Source organism: Streptomyces sp. CC0208, assembly GCF_003443735.1.
GTDB classification, from domain to species: Bacteria; Actinomycetota; Actinomycetes; order Streptomycetales; family Streptomycetaceae; genus Streptomyces; species Streptomyces sviceus.
In genome coordinates, this window is record NZ_CP031969.1 from 2156393 (window position 1) to 2175952 (window position 19560).

A 19560-nucleotide genomic window follows, 5' to 3' on the forward strand; every position below is an offset into this window, starting at 1 on the left:
GAGTGGCCGCGTGGCCGGCCGGCTCACATGGCCAGGAAGTTCACGAAAACGCGTATGCCGTGCGGTGTTCCGATGGACTCCGGGTGGAACTGCACTCCGTACAGCCGGTGCCACCGGGATTCGAAGGACATGACTTCGTTGTCGTCCTCGGCGATGCTGGTGATCATCGAGCGGTGGGGCAGCGACTCGGGGGCGACGACGCTGCTGTGGTAGCGCATGACCTCGGCGGCCTCCGGTAGCCCGGCGAGCAGTCGGGAGGATGCCGTCAGGCCGAGCCGGGAGATCCGGCCGTGCCGGCCGTCCCGGGCCGCGGTGATGCGCCCGCCCAGGTGGCGAGCGAGGATCTGATGGCCGAGGCAGACGCCGAGCATCGGGATCCGTCCCGCGAATCGTCCGACGATCCGGTAGGCGTTCCCGCAGTCCGCGGCTTCCTCGGCGTGGCCGCCGCCCGCGGACAGCACGAGATGTGTGGGCCGCGCTCGCTCGACGCGGTCCACGGCTGCCGTGTTGGTGAGGATGTCGACCTCGGCCCCGCTCATGGCCAGGTACTGGGCGATGTTATGGGTGAACGAGTCGTGGTTGTCGATGATGACGGCGCGGCATTCGGCTGCGGCCGACTCGTTCATGCGGTCGCTCCCTCCTGCTGCTCCGTCCCGCTGGGCTCGCCGCGCATCGCCCGTGCCTCGATCTCGAAGACGAGTTCGGGGCGGCACACGGGCACGTAGGTGAGCAGGTGCGGGAAGGCCAGCCCCTCTGCGGCGAGATACGCGAAGAACGCCTCCCGCACCGCGGGGTCCCGGCAGTAGACGTAGGCGCTGCAGATGTCCTGCGGCCCTGTCCCGCCCGCTGCGAGGACACCGACGAGCGAGCGCATCGCGTAGTCGACGCAGACGGACGGGTCCTCGGAAGTGATGGAGTGGCCCTGCGGATCGATGCTGGAGATTCCGGACACGTTCACGGTGCGGCGGCCGGCCATCCGCAGCAGATTGCCGCGGACGAACCGGGGTCCGTACCTGCTCGGCGCGGTCTGCAGGGTCGTGCTGAGGACCGTGAGGTCCTTTTCCGCCGCCCCTTCCGCCTCGCCTGTGGCCCGTATCGTCTCGTGCCGGGACGCCTCGACGATCAGGCTGACCTCGGCGCCGGGCGGCAGTCCCGCACCGATGCCGGTGCTGGCCGGGTACTGCCGGATTCCCCAGCGGTCGAAGGCCTCGTCCCTCGCCTTGTTCAAAGCACTGTAGGAACTGCCGATGTCGGCGAGGAAGAACCACGTACGGTCGATGTCGAGGGGGGTCATGCCCGCCTCGCGCAGCGCTGCCTCCACCACCTCCAGCCCGCAGGTGACCTGCTCGTAGGTGCCGGTCCCGGCCGGGCGGGGCAGGCAGTGGACAAGCCTGCGCACCCCTGACCCGTCGGGCATCCGGTGCGTCACCAGGGACGCGCCCGAGCTGATCCTGGCCACCGTCGCGTCGCCCGGCGCACGCGGTGCCAGCGCCGTCAGCTCGATGGACGTGCCCGGTTCGCCGGTGTGCGTGGTCGGCCGTACCCAGACCCAACGGTCGTCGTGGACGGGCGGCGCCGTGGTCAGTTCCCCGAACACGACCGCCCGCAGCAGGTGCGCGCCGTATGCCGCGCACAGCTGGTCTGCCAGCGCCTCGACCGTGTCGAAGCCGACGGGTCCCGGCGCGTGGTGCACGGCGTGGATCTCGGTGTCGGCCACGCCCGGCACGGCGCGGATGGTGAGCGGGAGACTGGCCGGCGTGGTGGGCAGATCCGCGCGGGTCATGTACGGCCCCCCGCCCGCCTCCGGCGTACCGGATCGATCGAGGCGCTCACCGGTGCGCGGTCGATGGGCGAGAAGTCGTAGCGGTCGACCGGGTCGTGCTTGAGGTCGGTGATGAGCCCGTTGGCCGCCCGGATGCGGGACAACACCGACTCGCTGGCAAGCTTGATCGCGATGCTGTCCGCGAACGGCGCGCCCATGTCGGTGATCTGCATACGACGGTCGTCGACCTCCAGGAGCCCGTGGTCGACGAAGGGGGCGAGTTCCCCGGCGAACTGGTCCACCGGGTCCACTCCGTAGCGCAGGCGGAATTCCTCGCGGTCCACCCCGGCGGACCGCAGGGGGAACATCACCGCCCGGCGCATGCGCTCGTCAAGATCGAGCCGCGCACCGCGCCACACCGGGGGACGACCGCTCTCGACGGCCGCCGTGTAGCTGTCGATGGTGCACTCGTTGTAGTACTGGGTCTGGCCGACATAACCGAAGCCGGAAACCCCGAACGGCAGGAGATTGATGTCCTCGATGGAATCGTACTTGTTCTCCTGCTGACGCGAGTGGTGCTCGGTTTTCGCGTAGTAGAAGAGCGGGCCGCGACGGAATCCGATCTCCCTCATGATGATCTCGGTGGCAAAGTGCATGAGGAGCCGGTCACGATTCCCCGGGAAGATCTCCGGACTGTTCCGGTAATGCATGGAGATCGGATCGGACTGCTTGAACATCAGAGGAAAGATGTTGAACTTCTCGACGCCTGCGGCCACCAGGGAGCAAATGGTCGTGTACCAGTTCTCGAGATTCTGGTACGGAAGCCCGAAGATGAGGTCCACGGAGAGGTTTTCCACGCCCCGGTCGGCAAGCATCCCGAGTAATCGGTGCACGTCGGCCGCGGTGTGGCCCCGGTTGAGCTTTTCGAGGATGCGGTCCTCCATGGACTGCACTCCGAACACCCAGCGGTTCACCCCGGCCTCGGCGATGGCGTCGAGGCGGTCCTCGTAGTCCGGTGCGCCGATGACGCTGGGGTGGAGCTCGAAGGTGGTTTCCGTGTCGGCCGTGACCTGCACGGATTCACGCAGGCGGGCGAAGACCTCGGTGATCTGACGAGGGTTCAGGTACGAGGGGGTGCCACCGCCGAAGTAGACGGTCTGTGCGGTGGGGTGACCGGTCAGCGCGCCGGTACCGGCCAGTTCCGCGTACAGGGTCCGCAGGTAGCGCTCGACCCGCTGCTCGGGCGGCAGGATCTCCTTGGCGAAATGGCAGAAGGTGCAGCGCTGTTCACAGAACGGGATGTGGAGATAAATGCTGCACATCCTGGTGGCCTGTGGCAGAAAATCCGCGGGGTCCACGGATCCCATGGCCTTGAGTGGTGGGTACGTGCCGATGAGGTAGTAATTCTCAATCGGCTGCAGTATGCCGAGCCGTTCCAGTGCGGCTAATGGAAGGCTGTCGACAGCGGAGTGCGCCTCGTCCGCCACCTGCTTTAAGTCAGGGAACGGTGATAAATCGCTCAAGTGCCAGTCTCCCCCGGTAGGCGACACGCAAGTTCCCGGGCTCCCTGTGCGGAGCCTGTGGACCCGAATGGTGTCGACACGTTTCGTGGATAGCTGCTTGAAGCAATGAACTCTGAACAGGTAACAGTGCGGTGCGCGTGGCTGTCAACCCCGAATATTCCCGGACCGGTCACGGCTTTGGCCCGCACCGGTCGAGGCATGGGCCGGTGCGGGCCGACGGGAGCTTGCTGATGCCGACGGGTCTCAGGCCTGGAGGTACGCCAAGGTCTCGCGCAGGATCGCCAGGCAGTTACTGGTCAGCACTGACTCGACGTGGAACTGGAACGTGCAGAAGTTCTCTGCGCGCAGCGCGAGCACCCGGCCATCGGGCTCGGCGGCGATCCGGACACCCGGCGGTGCGATCTCGGGGCGCAGCGCGAAGTAGGTGTTGTAGAAGCCGACCGTCTCCTGGGTGCCGAACAGGTCGATCGACTCCTGCACCCCCTGCAGCGGCGGGTCCACCGGGACGACCTGCATTCCCAGGTGCTGGCAGACCATCTGGTGGCCGAGGCAGACCGCGAGGAACTTCCGCCGGTCCTCCACCAGGGTGGCGACGAGTTCCCGCACCCGACGCATCTTCGGGTCGTCGGCGTCGGTCGGGTCGCCGGGGCCGGGGCCGATCAGTACGAGATCCGTGCTGATGGCGGCGAGATCGGGATCGTCGTAGTCGCGGACCGTCACGTCCAGACCCAGCCGCACCAGTGCGTGCGCCAGCATGTGGCTGAATTCGTCCTCGTTGTCGACCAACAGGACGGACTTGCCCATCACCTCGGGGGCAGGCAGACGCTTGTCGGCCTGGTCGGCGATCCAGAAACGTGACAGATGCTTGTTCCGCGACCTCAGGACCTGCTCCACCTGCTGGTCGACGAAGCCGTCCAGCACCTTCTCGGCACGCCGGGGCGAGGAGATCGCGTGCAGCAGACCGGCGACCTTCGCCTGGACCTCACGGGTCTCCTTTTCCGGGGAGGAGTCACGGACGATGCTGCCGCCGCTCTGCAGCAGGGCGCGGCCGTCCGGGGTGACCTCCATGGTGCGGATGGTGATCGCACTGTCCAGGTATTCGTCGCCGTCGTCGTCGACTCCGTTGACCACGATGGCGGACGAGTAGTAACGCCGCGAGGTGTCCTCGTACCGGCGGATGATGCGGGCCGCGTTCTCCAGCGGACTGCCGATCATCGTCGCGGCGAACATGGACTCCCGAAAGGCGTCGATCTTGTCCATGTCGCTCTGCCCGACCAGCAGGTACTCGGTGTGGATGAGGGAACTCATCTCCTTGAGGAACGGTCCCTCGACCACACCGCCCGCCGAGCAGATCCGGGCCATCATCTTCAGTTCCTCGTCGACCACCTGGAAGAGTTCGTTGATCTCCTTGGGGTCGGTCAGGAACTCGATCAGGTCGGCCCGCTTCGTCAACGAGGCCTTCGGCAGCGTCCCGCAGATGGGGTTCATGGTCACGGTGTTCTTGACGAAACTGATGTGCCGCTCCGGCGAGGCTCCGATGAAGTAGCGCTCGCCGTCGAAGAAGCAGAAGGTCAGGTAGGCGTCGGGCTCGTTGTGCACGAGCCGCCGGAAGACCGTCAGGGCGACGTCGGGCGAGAAGCCCTCGATCATCGCCTCCCCGCGCCGGGAAATCAGGAAGTTCGAGCCCTCACCGCGGCAGATCTCGTCCGAGATGATCCGCCGCACCTTCTCCGCGTACTCCTCGTCGGTCATCTCGAACTTGACGCCGGACATGCCGAACTCCCGCTCCGAGCCGGCCAGCACCTCGTCCAGATCCACCTCGCGGCACTCGGAGGCGACGAGCGAGATGATGGGCTCGCCGCCGTCGTGCAGTTCGAACCCACGCTCCCGCAGCTGCGCGTAGGGGACCATGCTGATCACGGGCAGGCCGGTCGGACGCGGCATGTCGGCAAGCAGGGTCGTGTACCGGATCTCACCGACGGCCTTGCGGGTCTTTCCGTCAAGGTGGAAAAGACAGTACGGCTGAGGGCTGGCAGTCAAAGGGGTGCCCTTTCACGACAGATGCAGGCAGGGGGGTTTCCGCTCGCGCGATGTCCGGCGCGTACCTGCGACGGCAGCGAGGGGGTAATCACAGTACAGCCAGCGGCTCCCCCCGACCGTCGAACGAAGCCGGGGAGGCGGAGGCGATCCACGCCTCCCTCGGACACGGTCGCACCTCGTGGATAGGGTTGGTTGCCCCGAACCGCTCCACTGTGAGGGGAACAGCATGGAGAACTCCTCTTTACCATCTGCACCGCCGGCCGCACTGCTGCTGTCAGCCGCCGACATCGCGTTCGAGGTCCATCGGCATGAAGCGATCCGCACCGCGGAGGACATCCGCGCACGCACCGCCTTCACCGAACAGAACCGGGCGAATTCGGTGAAAACGATGGCTTTCGTCACGGCCCCGGGCGACGTGGTACTGGCCGCGGTCCCCGGCCTGACGCGAATCCGCTACGGCCCGCTCGCCTCGGCCCTGGGGGTCAAGCGGGCCGCGCTGAAGCCCGCGGACGAGGAAGCGCTGCGGCAGCTGGACATGGAGCCGGGCGGCGTCAGTCCACTCTGCGCCGATCCCAGGGTCACGGTGGTCTTCGACTCCGCCGTCCCCCTGATGGGTCGCGTGTTGTGCGGCAGCGGATGGCCGCAGTACACCGTGGAAGCGGAGTCGGCCGACATCGTGCGCCTCGCGCCGAACGTGGTGATCGCGGACATCGCCGTCCCGTGACCACCGGGCCTTGGCCGGTCGAAGGCCACGGCGGGTGCGGGCCGAGCACCGGTCGGCCGCGTCAGGCGGCAGGCCCCGGGTCCTTTACGTCGTCGTCCGGGACGGAACGCTCTCGGGCATCGTCGACTTCGGTGCCTTGTTCGCCGGCGACCCGGCGCGCCCGTGGGCCGGCCGCGATGACGAGCCTCTTCCTGCGGTCACGGCGACTCCTTCAGTGGGCCGGGCGATCCTGACGCCCACCACGGCCTCGCCCGATCGTCGCGCCCTTCACCGCAGGCGCCCAAGGCTGCGGCCCGAGGCCGGTTCCTGTTGGAGGTGCCAGGTTCCCTTGCCGGCACAGGTATCGGCCCCGGACCTGACCGGACGCATACCCGCGCGGAGACCGGCGAGACAACCGGCCGTGTGTACAGAACGTGAGGGATACCCGGACATGGCGACGGGGGGTGCACCATCGGCGCACCCCCCACTCACATCTGGCGTCCGGTCAACGCTGCTTACCAGCGATACCAGCGGCCACGCTTTCCGCCTGCTCCGGTGGAGCGGGCAAAGAACCCGACCAGCCAGATCACCAGGACGATCACGGCGAGCCACCACAGGGCCTTCAGAGCGAACCCGGCACCGAAGAGGAGCAGGGCCAGCAGCAGAACCACTATCAGGGGAACCATAGTTATCAACCTCCGTCCCGCCGTGTGCCCGGACTTGATCTCCGTACACGCCGAACATTTATCTGTTTCTTATCCGTCGTTCGGGGCATCCGACCGGACTCTCCCGCTCACGTGGCGCGACCGCACCTCCCTGCTCGCGCAACGAGCTGACGCGGCCTCGGGAACTCGGCCGTTCGGCGGAGCGCACCTCGGTGTCGCTCGCGGTCGATCCGGTGGCGACCTCCCCAAAGTCCATGCGCGCGGCTCTGCACGGATGCGGGCACACACGGTCCTACGGCCACGGCCACGGCCACGGCCACGGCCACGGCCTGGAGCGCTGATCGCCTATCTTGGCGCGTATGCAGTCCTACACGATCGGCCAGGCCGCACGGCTGCTCGGCGTGAGCCCCGACACCGCGCGGCGGTGGGCGGACGCCGGGCGGGTGCCCACGCATCGGGACGAGGGCGGGCGGCGCCTCGTCGACGGCAGGGATCTGGCCGCTTTCTCCGTGGAACTGGCCAAGGGGGAGGGCGGTGAGGAGGACGTGTCCCACACGTCCGTCCGCAACGCCTTCCCCGGCATCGTCACCGCCGTGAAACTCGGCGATGTCGCGGCCCAGGTGGAGATCCAGGCGGGCCCGCACCGGCTGGTGTCGCTGCTGACACGGGAGGCCGTGGAGGAACTCGGCCTGGAGGTCGGGGTGGAGGCCACCGCCCGGGTGAAGTCGACGAACGTGCACATCGACCGCGCCTGAGCGGGCCGTCGCCCGGGTCAGAGGGTGAGCAGTTCCTCGTGGAAACCGCCGAACTCCCGCCCGGCGTCGATGAGATGGATCTCCAGGATCCAGTGGCAGCGGCGTCCGGCCTTGTCGGTGCGGCGCAGCGGGGTGTCGTTGGCGGGGGTGATGTACGACTCCACGTCGGCGCCGTCGATCCATTCGTGCGGAAACTCGCCGACGAGGTGACCGGCGTGCCAACCGCCCAGTGCCCAGCCGGACTCGGCGGCGAGCCGTTCGACCTCGGCGTGCAGCCGCGCGCCGGTGATGTCCTGGTCGGCCTCGAAGGCGCTCCGGCCCGCCGCGAAGATCTTCGGCAGGTCGTCGCGGAGGCGGTGCTTGACCGGGTCGTCGCCGAGGATGAAGGTCCGCCCGAAGTCGGCCTCGTACTCCTCGAAGATCGGGCCGAAGTCGGCGAAGACGATGTCGTCCGCGCCGATCACGCGGTCCGGCGGGTTCTCCCGGTACGGCTGGAGCGTGTTCGGTCCCGAGCGCACGATCCGCTTGTGCCAGTGCCGGGTGGTTCCGAACAGTTCGTTCGCCAGGTCCCGGATCCGGTCGCTGACGGCCCGCTCCCTGCGGCCCGGCGCGACCAGTCCGCGCGCCTCGATCTCCGCGAAGAGCCGTGCGGCCTTCGCCTGGGCGTCCAGCAGCCTTGCCGCGCGTGTGGGTTCGTCGTCCGCCATGGGGCCGAACGTATGCACCTCGGTTCGTGGCCGGCAACGGAATTCCCTCGCACCGCTCCGGCCGGGGCCGCAGTCCGTATGAACGCACATGCCAGCCTAGTGGATTAGATTTCCTGCTCATGCGATGTGACAGGAGACTTTTACCTGGCATCTGCGTCAGTATGATCGACGTACACGCGGATCGCCGACGAGCGGGACCGCCGGGACGCAGGTGATCGTGTCCGTGAGGACCAGAGGGAGTGGACCCGTGATGACCCCTACCCCGCGCCGGAACCACCGGGGCCTGCGGACGGCCGGCGTCGGCGCCGCCGCGCTGCTGGCTCTGAGCGCCTGCTCGTCGTCCGGCTCGGACTCCTCGTCCACGAAGCCGGACTCCTCCGCCTCGGGCCGGCTCTCCGGCACGGTGACCGTCTTCGCCGCCGCCTCCCTCCAGGAGAGCTTCACAACGCTGGGCAAGCAGTTCGAGCGGGCCCACCCGGGCACGAAGGTCACCTTCAGCTTCGGCGGCAGCGACTCGCTGGCCGCGAGCATCACCGGCGGCGCCCCGGCGGACGTGTTCGCCTCGGCCAGCCCCAAGACGATGAAGATCGTCACGGACGCGGGGGACGCCTCCGGCACGCCCGTCACCTTCGCGCGCAACCAGCTGGAGATCGCCACCCTGCCCGGCAATCCGGACCGGGTCGGGTCGCTGAAGGACCTCACGGACAAGGACCTGAAGGTCGTGCTGTGCGCCCAGGAGGTGCCGTGCGGCGCCGCCGCGCGCAAGGCCCTCGACGCGAGCGGGCTGAAGCTCGCCCCCGTCTCCTACGAGCAGGACGTCAAGGCCGCGCTGACGAAGGTCGAACTGAAGGAGGCCGACGCCGCGGTCGTCTACAAGACCGATGTGCACGCGGCGGGTGACAAGGTGGAGGGCGTGGAGTTCCCCGAGTCCGCCGACGCCGTCAACGACTACCCGATCACCCTGCTCAAGGGCGCTCAGGACACGGAGACCGCGAGGGCGTTCATCGCGCTCGTGCGGTCCGCCGAGGGCCGAAAGGTCCTGACCGGGACCGGGTTCCTGAAGCCGTGAGCCCGACCGACAAGGCCGCTGCCGCGTCCGAGACCCTCAGGGGCGGGCCGCGGCGCCGCCGGGTCAGCATGCCCGGCGGTGGCCTCGGTGTGCCCTTGCCGCTGCTCGTGCCCGCGTTGATCGGCGTGGCGTTCCTGACCGTGCCGCTGGTCGCCCTGCTCGTACGGGCCCCCTGGCGCGGTATGCCCGAACAGCTGACCGGCGCCGCCGTGTGGCAGGCGCTTCAGCTGTCCCTGGTCTGCGCCACGGCCGCGACCGCGGTGAGCCTGGTGATCGGGGTCCCGCTGGCCTGGCTGCTGGCCCGTGTCGAGTTCCCCGGCCGAGGCCTGGTCCGTGCCCTGGTCACCCTGCCGCTGGTCCTCCCGCCGGTCGTCGGCGGTGTCGCGCTGCTCATGGCACTGGGGCGCAACGGGGTCGTCGGGAAGTGGCTGGACGCCTGGTTCGGGATCACGCTGCCCTTCACCACCGCCGGGGTCGTGGTCGCCGAGGCGTTCGTCGCGATGCCCTTCCTGGTCATCAGCGTGGAGGGCACGCTGCGGGCCGCCGACCCGCGCTACGAGGAGGCGGCGGCGACCCTGGGCGCCTCCCGCTTCACCGCGTTCCGGCGGGTCACGCTGCCGCTGATCGCGCCGGGTGTGGCGGCGGGTGCCGTGCTGGCCTGGGCACGGGCGCTGGGCGAGTTCGGCGCGACGATCACTTTCGCCGGCAACTTCCCCGGCCGTACCCAGACGATGCCGCTGGCCGTCTACCTCGCCCTCCAGAGCGACCCGGAGGCGGCCATCGCCCTCAGCCTGGTGCTGCTGGCCGTGTCGGTGGCGGTACTGGCGGGGCTCCGCGACCGTTGGATGGCGGCGGGATGAACGGGGCCGAGGGTGGCGGGACGGCGGGGGGTGGCGACGACGCGAGGCGTGACCCCGGTGGCGCCGGGATCCCCCGGACCGCCCGGCCGGCCGAACACCGGACCCCGCGGACCGGATCCGGTCCGGCCACCGGCATCGATGCCGACCACGCGACGCACGACCCCAGTGACACCGAGGCCGCCCGGACCTCCGAGAGCACTGAGCACCGGACCGCGCAGACCGGCACCCGTCCAACCGCCGCGACCGGCGTCCGCCCCGCGAGCCGGACCGACGGCAAGCGTCCGGTCGGAACCGGTGACGGGCGGTCGGCGCAGACCGGTGGGGACGACGCGGACGGGGGCGGCAGCAACGATTCGGACGGGACCGGTGACCGCCCCATGACCGGCAGGACCCGCGTCACCGTCCCCGACGCCACCGCGGACGGTCTCGACGCCCGACTGGTCGTGGACCGCGGCGCCTTCCGCCTCGATGTGTCCCTGGCCGTCGCCCCCGGCGAGGTCGTCGCCCTGCTGGGCCCGAACGGCGCCGGAAAGACCACCGCCCTGCGCGCCCTCGCCGGACTCACCCCACTTACCGGCGGCCATCTACGGCTGGACGGCGCCGCGTTGGAGCGCACGCCTCCCGAGTCCCGCCCGGTCGGCGTCGTCTTCCAGGACTATCTGCTCTTCCCGCACCTCACCGCCCTCGACAACGTCGCCTTCGGCCCGCGCTGCCAGGGTGCGAGCAAGGCGCAGGCACGGGCACGGGCCGCCGAGTGGCTCGACCGCATGGGTCTCGCGGCCCACGCGGGCGCCAAGCCCCGCAGGTTGTCCGGTGGTCAGGCCCAACGCGTCGCCCTGGCCCGCGCGTTGGCCACCCAGCCCCGGCTGCTGCTCCTCGACGAGCCCCTGGCCGCCCTCGACGCCCGCACCCGTCTGGAGGTCCGCGCCCAACTCCGGCGCCACCTGGCCGAGTTCGAGGCCGTCGCCGTACTCGTCACGCACGACCCGCTGGACGCGATGGTCCTCGCCGACCGCCTCGTGGTCGTCGAACACGGCGAGGTCGTCCAGGAGGGCACCCCCTCCCACATCGCCCGCCGTCCGCGCACCGACTACATCGCCCAGCTGGTCGGCCTGAACCTCTACCGGGGCGAGGCCGACGGCCACACGGTCCGCCTAGACGCCGGGCCCGCGCTCACGACCACGGAAGACCTCACGGGGCCCGTTTTCGTGGCGTTCCCGCCGAGTGCCGTGACCCTCTACCGCGAACCCCCCGCCGGCTCGAGCGCCCGCAACCACTGGCGCTGCGAGGTGGCCGGACTCGAGACCCACGGGGACCAGATCCGCGCCGACCTCACCGGCGAGCTCCCCCTGGCGGCGGACCTCACGGCGGTGGCCGCGGCCGAACTGGACCTGCATCCGGGCGCGGAGGTCTGGGCCGCGGTCAAGGCGACGCAGACGCACGCGTATCCCGTCTGACGTCCGGGTCCGGGTCCGGAGGGAGGCTCCGGGCGGGTCCGGAGCCTGCGGGGACCGGGCCGACGACTCACGGATGAGCACGCACCACCATGGCCTGGCGCCCCTCGCCGGGAGTCCCGGCGTCGTCGCGGGAGCTCCCGGCCTCACCCGAACGGCCGCCAGGACAGGCTGCCCGACCCGCCCGTTCCTAGCGTGAACACATGCGGGTACGCCTGCCCGGCCCCTCGCGGAGGGCAGGACCGCCGGGCGGCAGGACCGCAGGAGGAGGAGACCATGATCCTGGCCACCCTCGAACACATATCGGACGCGAAGGCGGGGGTCCCGTGACGGACGCGGAGGACCCGCCCGCACGGCGGTGCGCGAGCCGGCACTCCGGTCCGCGGGACGGAGAGGAGTGCGGGGCCCGCGCCCGTTTCCAGATCGCCTGCCACGCCCGGCCACCGCTGGTCGTGTGCCCTCAACACCTCGGTCCCGCCCTGCTGTTGGCCGAGGGTGTGCTGTGGCCGCCGGAGATCACACTCGTGCGCTGACCGCCCCGTGGGGAGCGTGGGCCGCGCTCAGCCCTTCGTCAGGGTGATGTCCTGCTGCTGGGCCGCGTGGAAGCGGGGCAGCGGGAGACCGCTCTGGAGGCTGAGTTCCATGAGGGTGGCCTCGACGTGGATCGCACCCGGTTCGAGCGCGCCCGAGGTGACCTTGCCCGTGTTCTCCCAGTGGTGCTCCACGCCGTCGCACTCCGCGCGGGTTCCGCCGATGCCGTATCGCTCCGACGAGGAGCGCCCGTCCACGGAGGAGCTCACGAACACGGGGCCCGTACCGCCGGTGCAGCGGTAGGTGCCGGACAGGGTCACGGTGCCGTCCTCGGCGATACGGCCGACGGGGTCGACGGTGACGGTCTCGGACGGGTCGGCGCTCGCGGGCAGTGCGGGGGCGGCCAGCAGGAACAGCGCGGCACCGGCAGCGGCGGTGAGAGCGAGGCGAACAGGCATGGGGGGTACCTCCCGGATGATGGAGTGAGAGCCTCCACTGCTACCGGGTACACGCCCGGACAGCCGTGACCGTCACTCCTTCGGTGGCGAGTCCGCACCGAGCGTCGTGGAACCGTCCGAGAGTTGTCCGCGTGTTGTCACGCTTCATGTCGAGCCGTTCCGATGAGTCCGCGACGGGAGCATGGTCTACCCATACGGATACGGCCCCCACAGGGACGGTCCAACCAATGTGGAGGTGCGCCATGTGTTCTCACCAGTCTTCGTGCGCTTCGTCCGACAACACCGCCGTGCACATCGTCGCCGCCCACCCCGAGCAGGGCTGGAACCTGCTGTGCAACGGCGCGATCGTCTTCGACGACACCGGCGAGCTGCTGCCCGACGGCCGCGTCGTCGCCCCGCACCGGGTGCCGGCCGACCAGCTGGCCGTCGCCGCCTGATCTGCGCGGGGCCGTTCCCGGGTAGATCAGGACGCTACGGCAGCACAGCGAAGCCGTCGAGCTCCACCGCCGCCTGGTCGTCCCACAGCCGTACGACCTCCACGACCGCCATCGCGGGATAGTCACGGCCCGCCAACTCCCGCCAGATGCGGCCGAGTTCGCGCACATGGGCGCGGTAGGCGGCGATATCGGTGGCGTAGACGGTGACCCGGGCGAGGTCGGCGGGCGTGCCACCGGACGCTCGCAGAGCCGTCAGCAGGTTCGTGAGCGCGCGCTCGAACTGCTCGGGGAGGGTCTCCCCCACCACCTTTCCGTCGGCGTCGAGCGCGGTCTGCCCCGCGAGGAAGACCACCCGGGATCCGGTGGCGACGACCGCGTGGGAGAAGCCGGTGGGCGGGGACAGTTCGGGCGGGTTGATGCGCTCGGCGCTCACGGCACCTCCAGGTCGGCGTACAACTCCTTGGCGATGATGCCCCGTTGGACCTCGCTGGCCCCTTCGTAGATGCGCGGGGCGCGCACCTCCCGGTACAGGTGCTCCAGCAGGTGACCGCGCTCAAGGGCACGGGCGCCGTGGAGTTGGACCGCGGTGTCGACGACGTACTGCGCGGTCTCGGTGGCGAGCAGTTTGGCCATCGCCGCGCGCTTGGGAACGTCCGGGGCGCCTTCGTCGTACGCCGTCGCCGCCGCGTACACCATGAGGCGGGCCGCGTCCGTGCGCAGGGCCATCTCGGCGACCGTGTGGGCGACGCTCTGCAGGTCCCGCAACTTGCCGCCGAAGGCGTCCCGTCGGGAGGTGTGCGCGAGGGTCGCGTCCAGCGCCGCCTGTGCCATGCCCAGCGCGAAGGCGCCGACGCTGGGCCGGAAGAGGTTGAGGGTGCCCATGGCGACCCGGAAGCCTCGGTCGACCTCACCGAGGACGTCGTCGGCGCTCACCGGTACGGCGTCGAAGGCGAGGGCGCCGATGGGGTGCGGGGAGAGCATGTCGAGGGCGGTGCCGGTGAGCCCGGGCCGGTCGGCGGGCACGAGGAACGCCGTGACTCCGCGGGCTCCGGCGCCGGGGGTGGTGCGGGCGAAGACGGTGTAGAAGTCCGCCTCGGGGGCGTTGGAGATCCAGCACTTCTCCCCGGTGAGGCGCCAGCGGGAGGGGCCGTCGGGGGTGGCGATCGGCTGCGCCGACGCAGGATCGCCGGGCGCGGCGGCTTCCCGCTCCGCCCGCAGCGACAACGCCGCCGCGTCCGACCCCGCCCCGGGCTCGCTCAGCGCGAACGCGGCCACCGCCGTGCCCTCGCCGACCGCCGGCAGCCAGCGTTCCCGCTGGGCCGGGGTGCCGTGGGCGTGGACGGGGTGGGCGCCGAGGCCCTGGAGGGCGAGGGCCGTCTCGCCTTCCGTGCAGGCGTAGGCGAGGGACTCCCGCATCAGGCAGAGGTCGAGGGCGCCGGAGGTGAACAGCCGCTCCAGCAGGCCCAGTCGACCGAGCTCGGCGACCAGGGGACGGTTCACCTGCCCCGGCTCGCCCTTCTCCGCGAGCGGGCGCAGCCGTTCCGCGGCCAGGGCACGCAGCTCCGCACACCGGGCGGTCTGTGACGGTTCGAGCGAGAATGCGGGCATGGCCGGTCCCCTCTCGTCGACAGGACCCTTCGACAGTATCGCGCACCGTTGACTGTCGTCACCAACACGATACGCTCCTCGTACGAGCCCACCATCGACGCCCACAAGGCGGCCCACGCGGCCATGCGGCCACGCGGTCCACAAGGCAAGGGGGCGACCCGCCATGAACGTCTCGGCCCACGTCGACACCTTCGCGCGCGACCACCTCCCGCCCCCCGACCAGTGGCCGGAGCTCCGCTTCGGCCTGCCGGAGCTGAGGTACCCCGATCGGCTGAACTGTGCCGCCGAACTGCTGACGGGCCCGCCCGACGACCGCCCGGTCTTCCGCACCCCGACCGGGGCCACATGGACGTACGGCACACTCCGCGCCCGGGTCGACCGGCTCGCGCATCTCCTCACCGGCGATCTCGGGGTCGTCCCCGGCAACCGTGTCCTGCTGCGCGGCCCCACCACGCCCTGGCTCGCGGCCTGCTGGCTGGCGGTGCTGAAGGCGGGCGCGGTCGCGGTGACGGTGCTGGCCCAGCAGCGCCCGCACGAGCTGGCGACGATGTGCGAGATCGCGCGCATCGAGCACGCCCTGTGCGACATCCGCGCCGTGGACGACCTCGCCAAGGCCGAGATACCGGGCCTGAGGATCACGACGTACGGCGGCGACGCCCCCGACGACCTCCTGAACCGCGAGGCGCCCGGGACGCCGTACCCCGCCGTGGAGACCGCAGCCGACGACGTGGCGCTGATCGCCTTCACCTCCGGGACCACCGGACGCCCCAAGGGCTGTATGCACTTCCACCGGGATGTGCTCGCGATAGCCGACACCTTCTCCAAGCATGTGCTCAAACCACATGGGGACGATGTCTTCGCCGGCAGCCCCCCGCTCGGATTCACCTTCGGGCTCGGCGGCCTGGTGATCTTCCCGATGCGCGTGGGCGCCAGCTCCCTCCTTCTCGAACAGGCCGGTCCCAGGCAGTTGCTGCCGGCCGTCGCCGAGCACCGGGTCTCCGTGCTCTTCACCGCGCCCACCGCCTACCGCGCGATGCTCGACGAGCTCGACGCGTACGACGTCTCGTCCCTGCGCCGCTGTGTCTCCGCCGGGGAGAACCTGCCCGCGGCCACCTGGCGGGCCTGGCGGGAGCGGACCGGGCTGCGGATCGTCAACGGCATCGGCGCCACCGAGCTGCTGCACATCTTCATCTCCGCGGCCGACGAGGACATCCGGCCCGGGACGACCGGGGTGCCGGTACCCGGATGGCACGCGCGCGTGGTCGACGAGACGGGTCACGAGCAGCCCGACGGCGAGCCCGGGCTGCTCGCCGTGCGCGGCCCCGTGGGCTGCCGCTATCTCGCCGATCCCCGGCAGCGCGAGTACGTGCGGGACGGCTGGAACATCACCGGCGACACATACATCCGCCAAAGCGATGGGTACTTCCGCTATGTGGCCCGCGCGGACGACATGATCATCTCCGCCGGGTACAACATCGCCGGACCGGAGGTCGAGGACGCCCTGCTGCGACACCCGGACGTGGTGGAGGCGGCGGTCGTGGGACGGGCCGACGAGGCGCGCGGTCAGGTCGTCGTCGCCTTCGCCGTCCTCAAGGAGGGCGCAGAGCGCGACGCGGAGGCGCTGCGCACCTTCGTCAAGGGCGAACTGGCGCCCTACAAATGCCCGCGCGAGATCGTCTTCCTGGACGCGCTGCCGCGCACGGCGACCGGCAAACTCCAGCGGTTCAGGTTGCGCACCGATGGTGACCAGCAGTGATCCACACGACCTAAGATGATCAACGTGTCCGACCAGCATGCACCACGGTCTCTCATCGTCACGCTCTACGGAGCCTACGGCCGCTTCATGCCGGGCCCCGTGCCCGTCGCCGAGCTGATCCGGCTGCTGGCCGCGGTCGGCGTGGACGCCCCCTCCGTACGGTCGTCGGTTTCCCGGCTCAAGCGGCGCGGCCTGCTGCTGCCGGCCCGCACGTCCCTGGGCGCAGCCGGGTACGAACTGTCGCCGGAGGCCCGTCAGTTGCTCGACGACGGCGACCGGCGCATCTACGCGGTGACACCGCCCGAGGACGAGGGCTGGGTGCTCGCCGTGTTCTCGGTGCCCGAGTCGGAGCGGCAGAAGCGGCACGTGCTGCGCTCACGACTGGCCGGACTCGGCTTCGGCACGGCGGCTCCCGGCGTGTGGATCGCCCCCGCGCGGCTGTACGAGGAGGCCCGGCACACCCTCCAGAGGCTGCGGCTCGACCCGTATGTGGACTTCTTCCGCGGCGAGCATCTCGGTTTCGCGGCGTCCGTCGAGGCGGTCGCCCGCTGGTGGGACCTGGCCGCGATCGCCAAGGAGCACGAGGCGTTCCTCGACCGCCACGCGCGCGTGCTGCGCGACTGGGAGGACCGGGCCGACACCCCACCGGAGGAGGCCTACCGCGACTACCTCCTCGCCCTCGACTCCTGGCGCCGTCTCCCCTACGCCGACCCCGGCCTGCCCGCCCCCCTGCTCCCGGAGGACTGGCCGGGCGAGCGGGCGGCGGCGGTGTTCCGAGGCCTGCACGAGCGGCTGCGGGACGCGGGGGCCACGTTCGCCGGCCTGTGAGCACCACGGCACGGGCCCGGAGCCACCGTCCGGCACACGGGACTGCCGAGCGCGGGCGAGATGTGCGCGAGCGGCACGAGGCGAGCGGGACGCCGTACGTGGCCCTCAAGTCCCCAGCCCGAGACGGGGCTTGGGGGCGTCCGTGCGTCCGGTCTGCGGCCGTCGGCTGCCCGCGCGGTACGGGTCGGGCCAGGCGACGCCGGGACCGTCGTACCCCTGCTCGGCGGCCGCGTGCAGGGTCCAGTGCGGGTCGTAGAGGTGCGGGCGGGCCAGCGCGCACAGGTCCGTACGCCCGGCCAGGATCAGTGAGTTGACGTCGTCCCAGGAGGAGATGGCGCCGACCGCGATCACCGGGACGCCGGTCTCGTGGCGGATCCGGTCGGCGTACGGCGTCTGGTACGAGCGCCCGTACTCCGGGTGCTCCTCGGCCACGACCTGCCCGGTCGACACGTCGATGGCGTCGGCGCCGTGCGCGGCGAAGGCGCGGGCGATCTCGACGGCGTCCTCGGCCGTGGTGCCGCCCTCGGCCCAGTCGGTGGCGGAGATGCGGACGGTCATGGGCCTTTCCTGCGGCCACACTTCCCTGACCGCGTCGAAGACTTCGAGCGGGAAGCGCAGGCGCTTGTGGAGCGAGCCGCCGTAGGCGTCGGTGCGCCGGTTGGCCAGCGGGGAGAGAAAGCCGGAGAGCAGGTAGCCGTGGGCGCAGTGCAGTTCGAGGAGGTCGAAGCCCGCTCGGGCGGCACGCCAGGCGGCGGCCGTGAACTGCTCGCGGATGTCGGTCAGTTGGGCGCGGCCGAGCTCGCGCGGGGTCTGGTTGGAGGGCTTGTACGGGATCGGGGACGGCGCCACGACCGGCCAGTTGCCCTCCGGCAGGGGCTCGTCGATGCCCTCCCACATCAGCTTGGTCGAGCCCTTGCGGCCGCTGTGGCCGAGCTGCAGGCCGATCGCGGTGCCCGGCGACCGCTCGTGCACGAAGTCGGTGATCCGTTTCCAGGCCGCGGCCTGCCTGCCGTTGTAGAGACCGGTGCAGCCGGGTGTGATGCGTCCCTCGGGTGAGACGCACACCATCTCGGTCATCACCAGCCCGGCGCCGCCGAGGGCCCGGGCACCCAGGTGGACCAGGTGGAAGTCGCCGGGGACGCCGTCGGTGGCGGAGTACATGTCCATCGGCGAGACCACGACCCGGTTGCGCAGGGTCAGACCGCGCAGCCGGAACGGGGTGAACATCGGGGGCGTGCCGGGCGGGCAGCCGAACTCGCGCTCCACGGCGCCGGTGAAACGCGGGTCGCGCAGGCGCAGGTTGTCGTGGGTGACGCGGCGGCTGCGGGTGAGCAGGTTGAAGGCGAACTGGCGGGGCGGCTGGTCGAGGTACAGGTTGAGGTTCTCGAACCACTCCAGGCTGGCGCGGGCGGCGCGTTGCGTGGAGGCGACGACGGGTTTGCGCTCCGCCTCGTAGGCCGCCAACGCCCTGTCCAGCGAAGGCTGTTCCTCGAGGCAGGCGGCCAGGGCGAGGGCGTCCTCCACGGCGAGCTTGGTGCCGGAGCCGATGGAGAAGTGGGCGGTGTGGGCCGCGTCGCCGAGCAGCACGGTGTTGCCGTGCGACCAGTGGTCGTTGACCACCGTGCGGAAGGTGGTCCACGTGGAGTTGTTGGAGCGCAGCGGGCGGCCGCGGAGGGCTTCGGCGAAGATCTTGGCGCACCTCTCCGTCGACTCCTGCACGGTGACCTCGTCGAAGCCGGCCGCCCTCCAGACCTCCTCGCGCATCTCGATGATCACGGTGGAGGCGTCGGGGGAATAGGGGTAGCCGTGGAGTTGCAGCACGCCGTGCTCGGTCTCGGCGATCTCGAACCGGAACGCGTCGAAGGGGAAGTCCGCGGCGAGCCAGATGTAGCGGCAGTGGTGTGGGGTCACATGGGGGCGGAACACATGGCCGAGGCGTTGGCGGGTGGTGCTGTTGACTCCGTCGGCCGCGATGACCAGGTCGTGGGTCCGGGCCGGGTCGGGTGGCGCCTCGGTGCGAAAGCGCAGGTCGACGCCGAGTGCGCGGCAGCGGGTGTGCAGGATGTCGAGGAGTCGCCTGCGGCCCAGTGCGGCGAAGCCGTGCCCTCCGGAGGTGTGCCGGGTGCCCCGGTGCACGATGTCGATGTCGTCCCAGCGGACGAAGTCCTCGCACAGGGCCTCGTAGACCTCGGGATCCGCGTGTTCGATGCCCCCCAGGGTCTCGTCGGACAGCACCACGCCGAAGCCGAAGGTGTCGTCGGGAGCGTTGCGTTCCCACACGGTGATGTCCCGCCCGGGATCGAGCCGCTTCAGCAGAGCTGCCGCGTACAGCCCTCCGGGGCCGCCGCCGATGATCGCGATGCGCCGGACCGGAGTGGACATGCCCCGGACAGGAGTGGACATG

Annotated in this window: 19 protein-coding genes; 9 read left to right on the forward strand and 10 right to left on the reverse strand. The window is 70.6% G+C overall.

Annotated features, from left to right (window positions below; all coding sequences use genetic code 11):
* Positions 1–23: 23 nt before the first annotated feature.
* The 4 genes from D1369_RS09715 to D1369_RS09730 all read right to left on the reverse strand — a co-directional run bounded on the left by D1369_RS09715 (position 24) and on the right by D1369_RS09730 (position 5229).
* On the reverse strand, positions 24–626 hold the full coding sequence (locus D1369_RS09715; protein ID WP_007385333.1) for an aminodeoxychorismate/anthranilate synthase component II: 603 nt from the start codon (positions 624–626) through the stop codon (positions 24–26).
* Complete coding sequence (locus D1369_RS09720; protein ID WP_007385332.1) at positions 623–1783, reverse strand: hypothetical protein; 1161 nt, start codon at positions 1781–1783, stop codon at positions 623–625. Before D1369_RS09720 ends, D1369_RS09715 begins: the two co-directional genes overlap by 4 nt.
* Positions 1780–3285 (reverse strand): coproporphyrinogen-III oxidase family protein, encoded by a 1506-nt coding sequence (locus D1369_RS09725; protein WP_202477107.1) that lies wholly within the window; start codon positions 3283–3285, stop codon positions 1780–1782. Before D1369_RS09725 ends, D1369_RS09720 begins: the two co-directional genes overlap by 4 nt.
* 243 nt (positions 3286–3528) lie before the next feature.
* Positions 3529–5229: a chorismate-binding protein gene (locus D1369_RS09730; protein ID WP_205574465.1), complete on the reverse strand. Its 1701-nt coding sequence runs from the start codon at positions 5227–5229 to the stop codon at positions 3529–3531.
* A gap of 322 nt (positions 5230–5551) precedes the next feature.
* Between D1369_RS09730 and D1369_RS09735 the strand changes: the two genes are divergently transcribed.
* Positions 5552–6049: a YbaK/EbsC family protein gene (locus D1369_RS09735; protein WP_082319480.1), complete on the forward strand. Its 498-nt coding sequence runs from the start codon at positions 5552–5554 to the stop codon at positions 6047–6049.
* A 494-nt stretch (positions 6050–6543) separates the two neighbouring features.
* On the opposite strand, the gene D1369_RS09740 is transcribed toward D1369_RS09735, so the two are convergent.
* Positions 6544–6714 carry a hypothetical protein gene (locus tag D1369_RS09740; protein WP_037901672.1) on the reverse strand — a complete coding sequence of 57 codons (171 nt, stop codon included), beginning with the start codon at positions 6712–6714 and terminating at the stop codon, positions 6544–6546.
* A 338-nt stretch (positions 6715–7052) separates the two neighbouring features.
* On the opposite strand from D1369_RS09740, the gene D1369_RS09745 reads away from it, so the two are divergent.
* Positions 7053–7448: a helix-turn-helix transcriptional regulator gene (locus D1369_RS09745; protein ID WP_007385327.1), complete on the forward strand. Its 396-nt coding sequence runs from the start codon at positions 7053–7055 to the stop codon at positions 7446–7448.
* A 17-nt stretch (positions 7449–7465) separates the two neighbouring features.
* Here the strand turns inward: D1369_RS09745 and D1369_RS09750 are convergent, their stop codons facing one another.
* Complete coding sequence (locus D1369_RS09750; RefSeq protein WP_037901670.1) at positions 7466–8155, reverse strand: M24 family metallopeptidase; 690 nt, start codon at positions 8153–8155, stop codon at positions 7466–7468.
* A 250-nt stretch (positions 8156–8405) separates the two neighbouring features.
* Between D1369_RS09750 and modA the strand changes: the two genes are divergently transcribed.
* From modA to D1369_RS09770, 4 genes are all read left to right on the forward strand, one after another.
* Entirely contained in the window at positions 8406–9224 is an 819-nt protein-coding gene (gene modA / locus D1369_RS09755; protein ID WP_007385325.1) for a molybdate ABC transporter substrate-binding protein, read from the forward strand.
* Positions 9221–10084, forward strand: a complete 864-nt coding sequence (modB, locus tag D1369_RS09760) for a molybdate ABC transporter permease subunit (RefSeq protein ID WP_118082409.1) — start codon at positions 9221–9223, stop codon at positions 10082–10084. Before modA ends, modB begins: the two co-directional genes overlap by 4 nt.
* Positions 10085–10461: 377 nt before the next feature.
* Complete coding sequence (locus D1369_RS09765; RefSeq protein ID WP_007385323.1) at positions 10462–11541, forward strand: ABC transporter ATP-binding protein; 1080 nt, start codon at positions 10462–10464, stop codon at positions 11539–11541.
* 323 nt (positions 11542–11864) lie between these two features.
* Entirely contained in the window at positions 11865–12071 is a 207-nt protein-coding gene (locus tag D1369_RS09770; RefSeq protein WP_007385322.1) for a hypothetical protein, read from the forward strand.
* Positions 12072–12098: 27 nt separating this feature from the next.
* Here D1369_RS09770 and D1369_RS09775 read toward each other — a convergent pair whose 3' ends face one another.
* A complete protein-coding gene (locus tag D1369_RS09775; protein ID WP_007385321.1) occupies positions 12099–12527 on the reverse strand; it encodes a DUF6299 family protein in 429 nt (142 codons plus the stop codon).
* A 242-nt stretch (positions 12528–12769) separates the two neighbouring features.
* On the opposite strand from D1369_RS09775, the gene D1369_RS09780 reads away from it, so the two are divergent.
* Positions 12770–12964 (forward strand): DUF5999 family protein, encoded by a 195-nt coding sequence (locus tag D1369_RS09780; protein ID WP_037901668.1) that lies wholly within the window; start codon positions 12770–12772, stop codon positions 12962–12964.
* Between the two features lie 34 nt (positions 12965–12998).
* On the opposite strand, the gene D1369_RS09785 is transcribed toward D1369_RS09780, so the two are convergent.
* Together D1369_RS09785 and D1369_RS09790 are read right to left on the reverse strand one after the other, a co-directional pair.
* Entirely contained in the window at positions 12999–13397 is a 399-nt protein-coding gene (locus D1369_RS09785) for a RidA family protein (RefSeq protein ID WP_007385319.1), read from the reverse strand.
* Positions 13394–14572, reverse strand: a complete 1179-nt coding sequence (locus D1369_RS09790; protein ID WP_118082410.1) for an acyl-CoA dehydrogenase family protein — start codon at positions 14570–14572, stop codon at positions 13394–13396. The genes D1369_RS09785 and D1369_RS09790 overlap by 4 nt, the downstream gene beginning before the upstream one ends.
* Before the next feature lie 52 nt (positions 14573–14624).
* On the opposite strand from D1369_RS09790, the gene D1369_RS09795 reads away from it, so the two are divergent.
* Positions 14625–16328, forward strand: a complete 1704-nt coding sequence (locus tag D1369_RS09795; RefSeq protein ID WP_007385316.1) for an AMP-binding protein — start codon at positions 14625–14627, stop codon at positions 16326–16328.
* 15 nt (positions 16329–16343) lie between these two features.
* The gene (locus tag D1369_RS09800; RefSeq protein WP_118082411.1) at positions 16344–17156 is read left to right on the forward strand and encodes a PaaX family transcriptional regulator C-terminal domain-containing protein; all 813 of its coding nucleotides are present in this window, start codon (positions 16344–16346) and stop codon (positions 17154–17156) included.
* Between the two features lie 105 nt (positions 17157–17261).
* Here D1369_RS09800 and D1369_RS09805 read toward each other — a convergent pair whose 3' ends face one another.
* The gene (locus D1369_RS09805; protein WP_240436064.1) at positions 17262–19559 is read right to left on the reverse strand and encodes a bifunctional salicylyl-CoA 5-hydroxylase/oxidoreductase; all 2298 of its coding nucleotides are present in this window, start codon (positions 19557–19559) and stop codon (positions 17262–17264) included.
* Position 19560 lies beyond the last annotated feature (1 nt).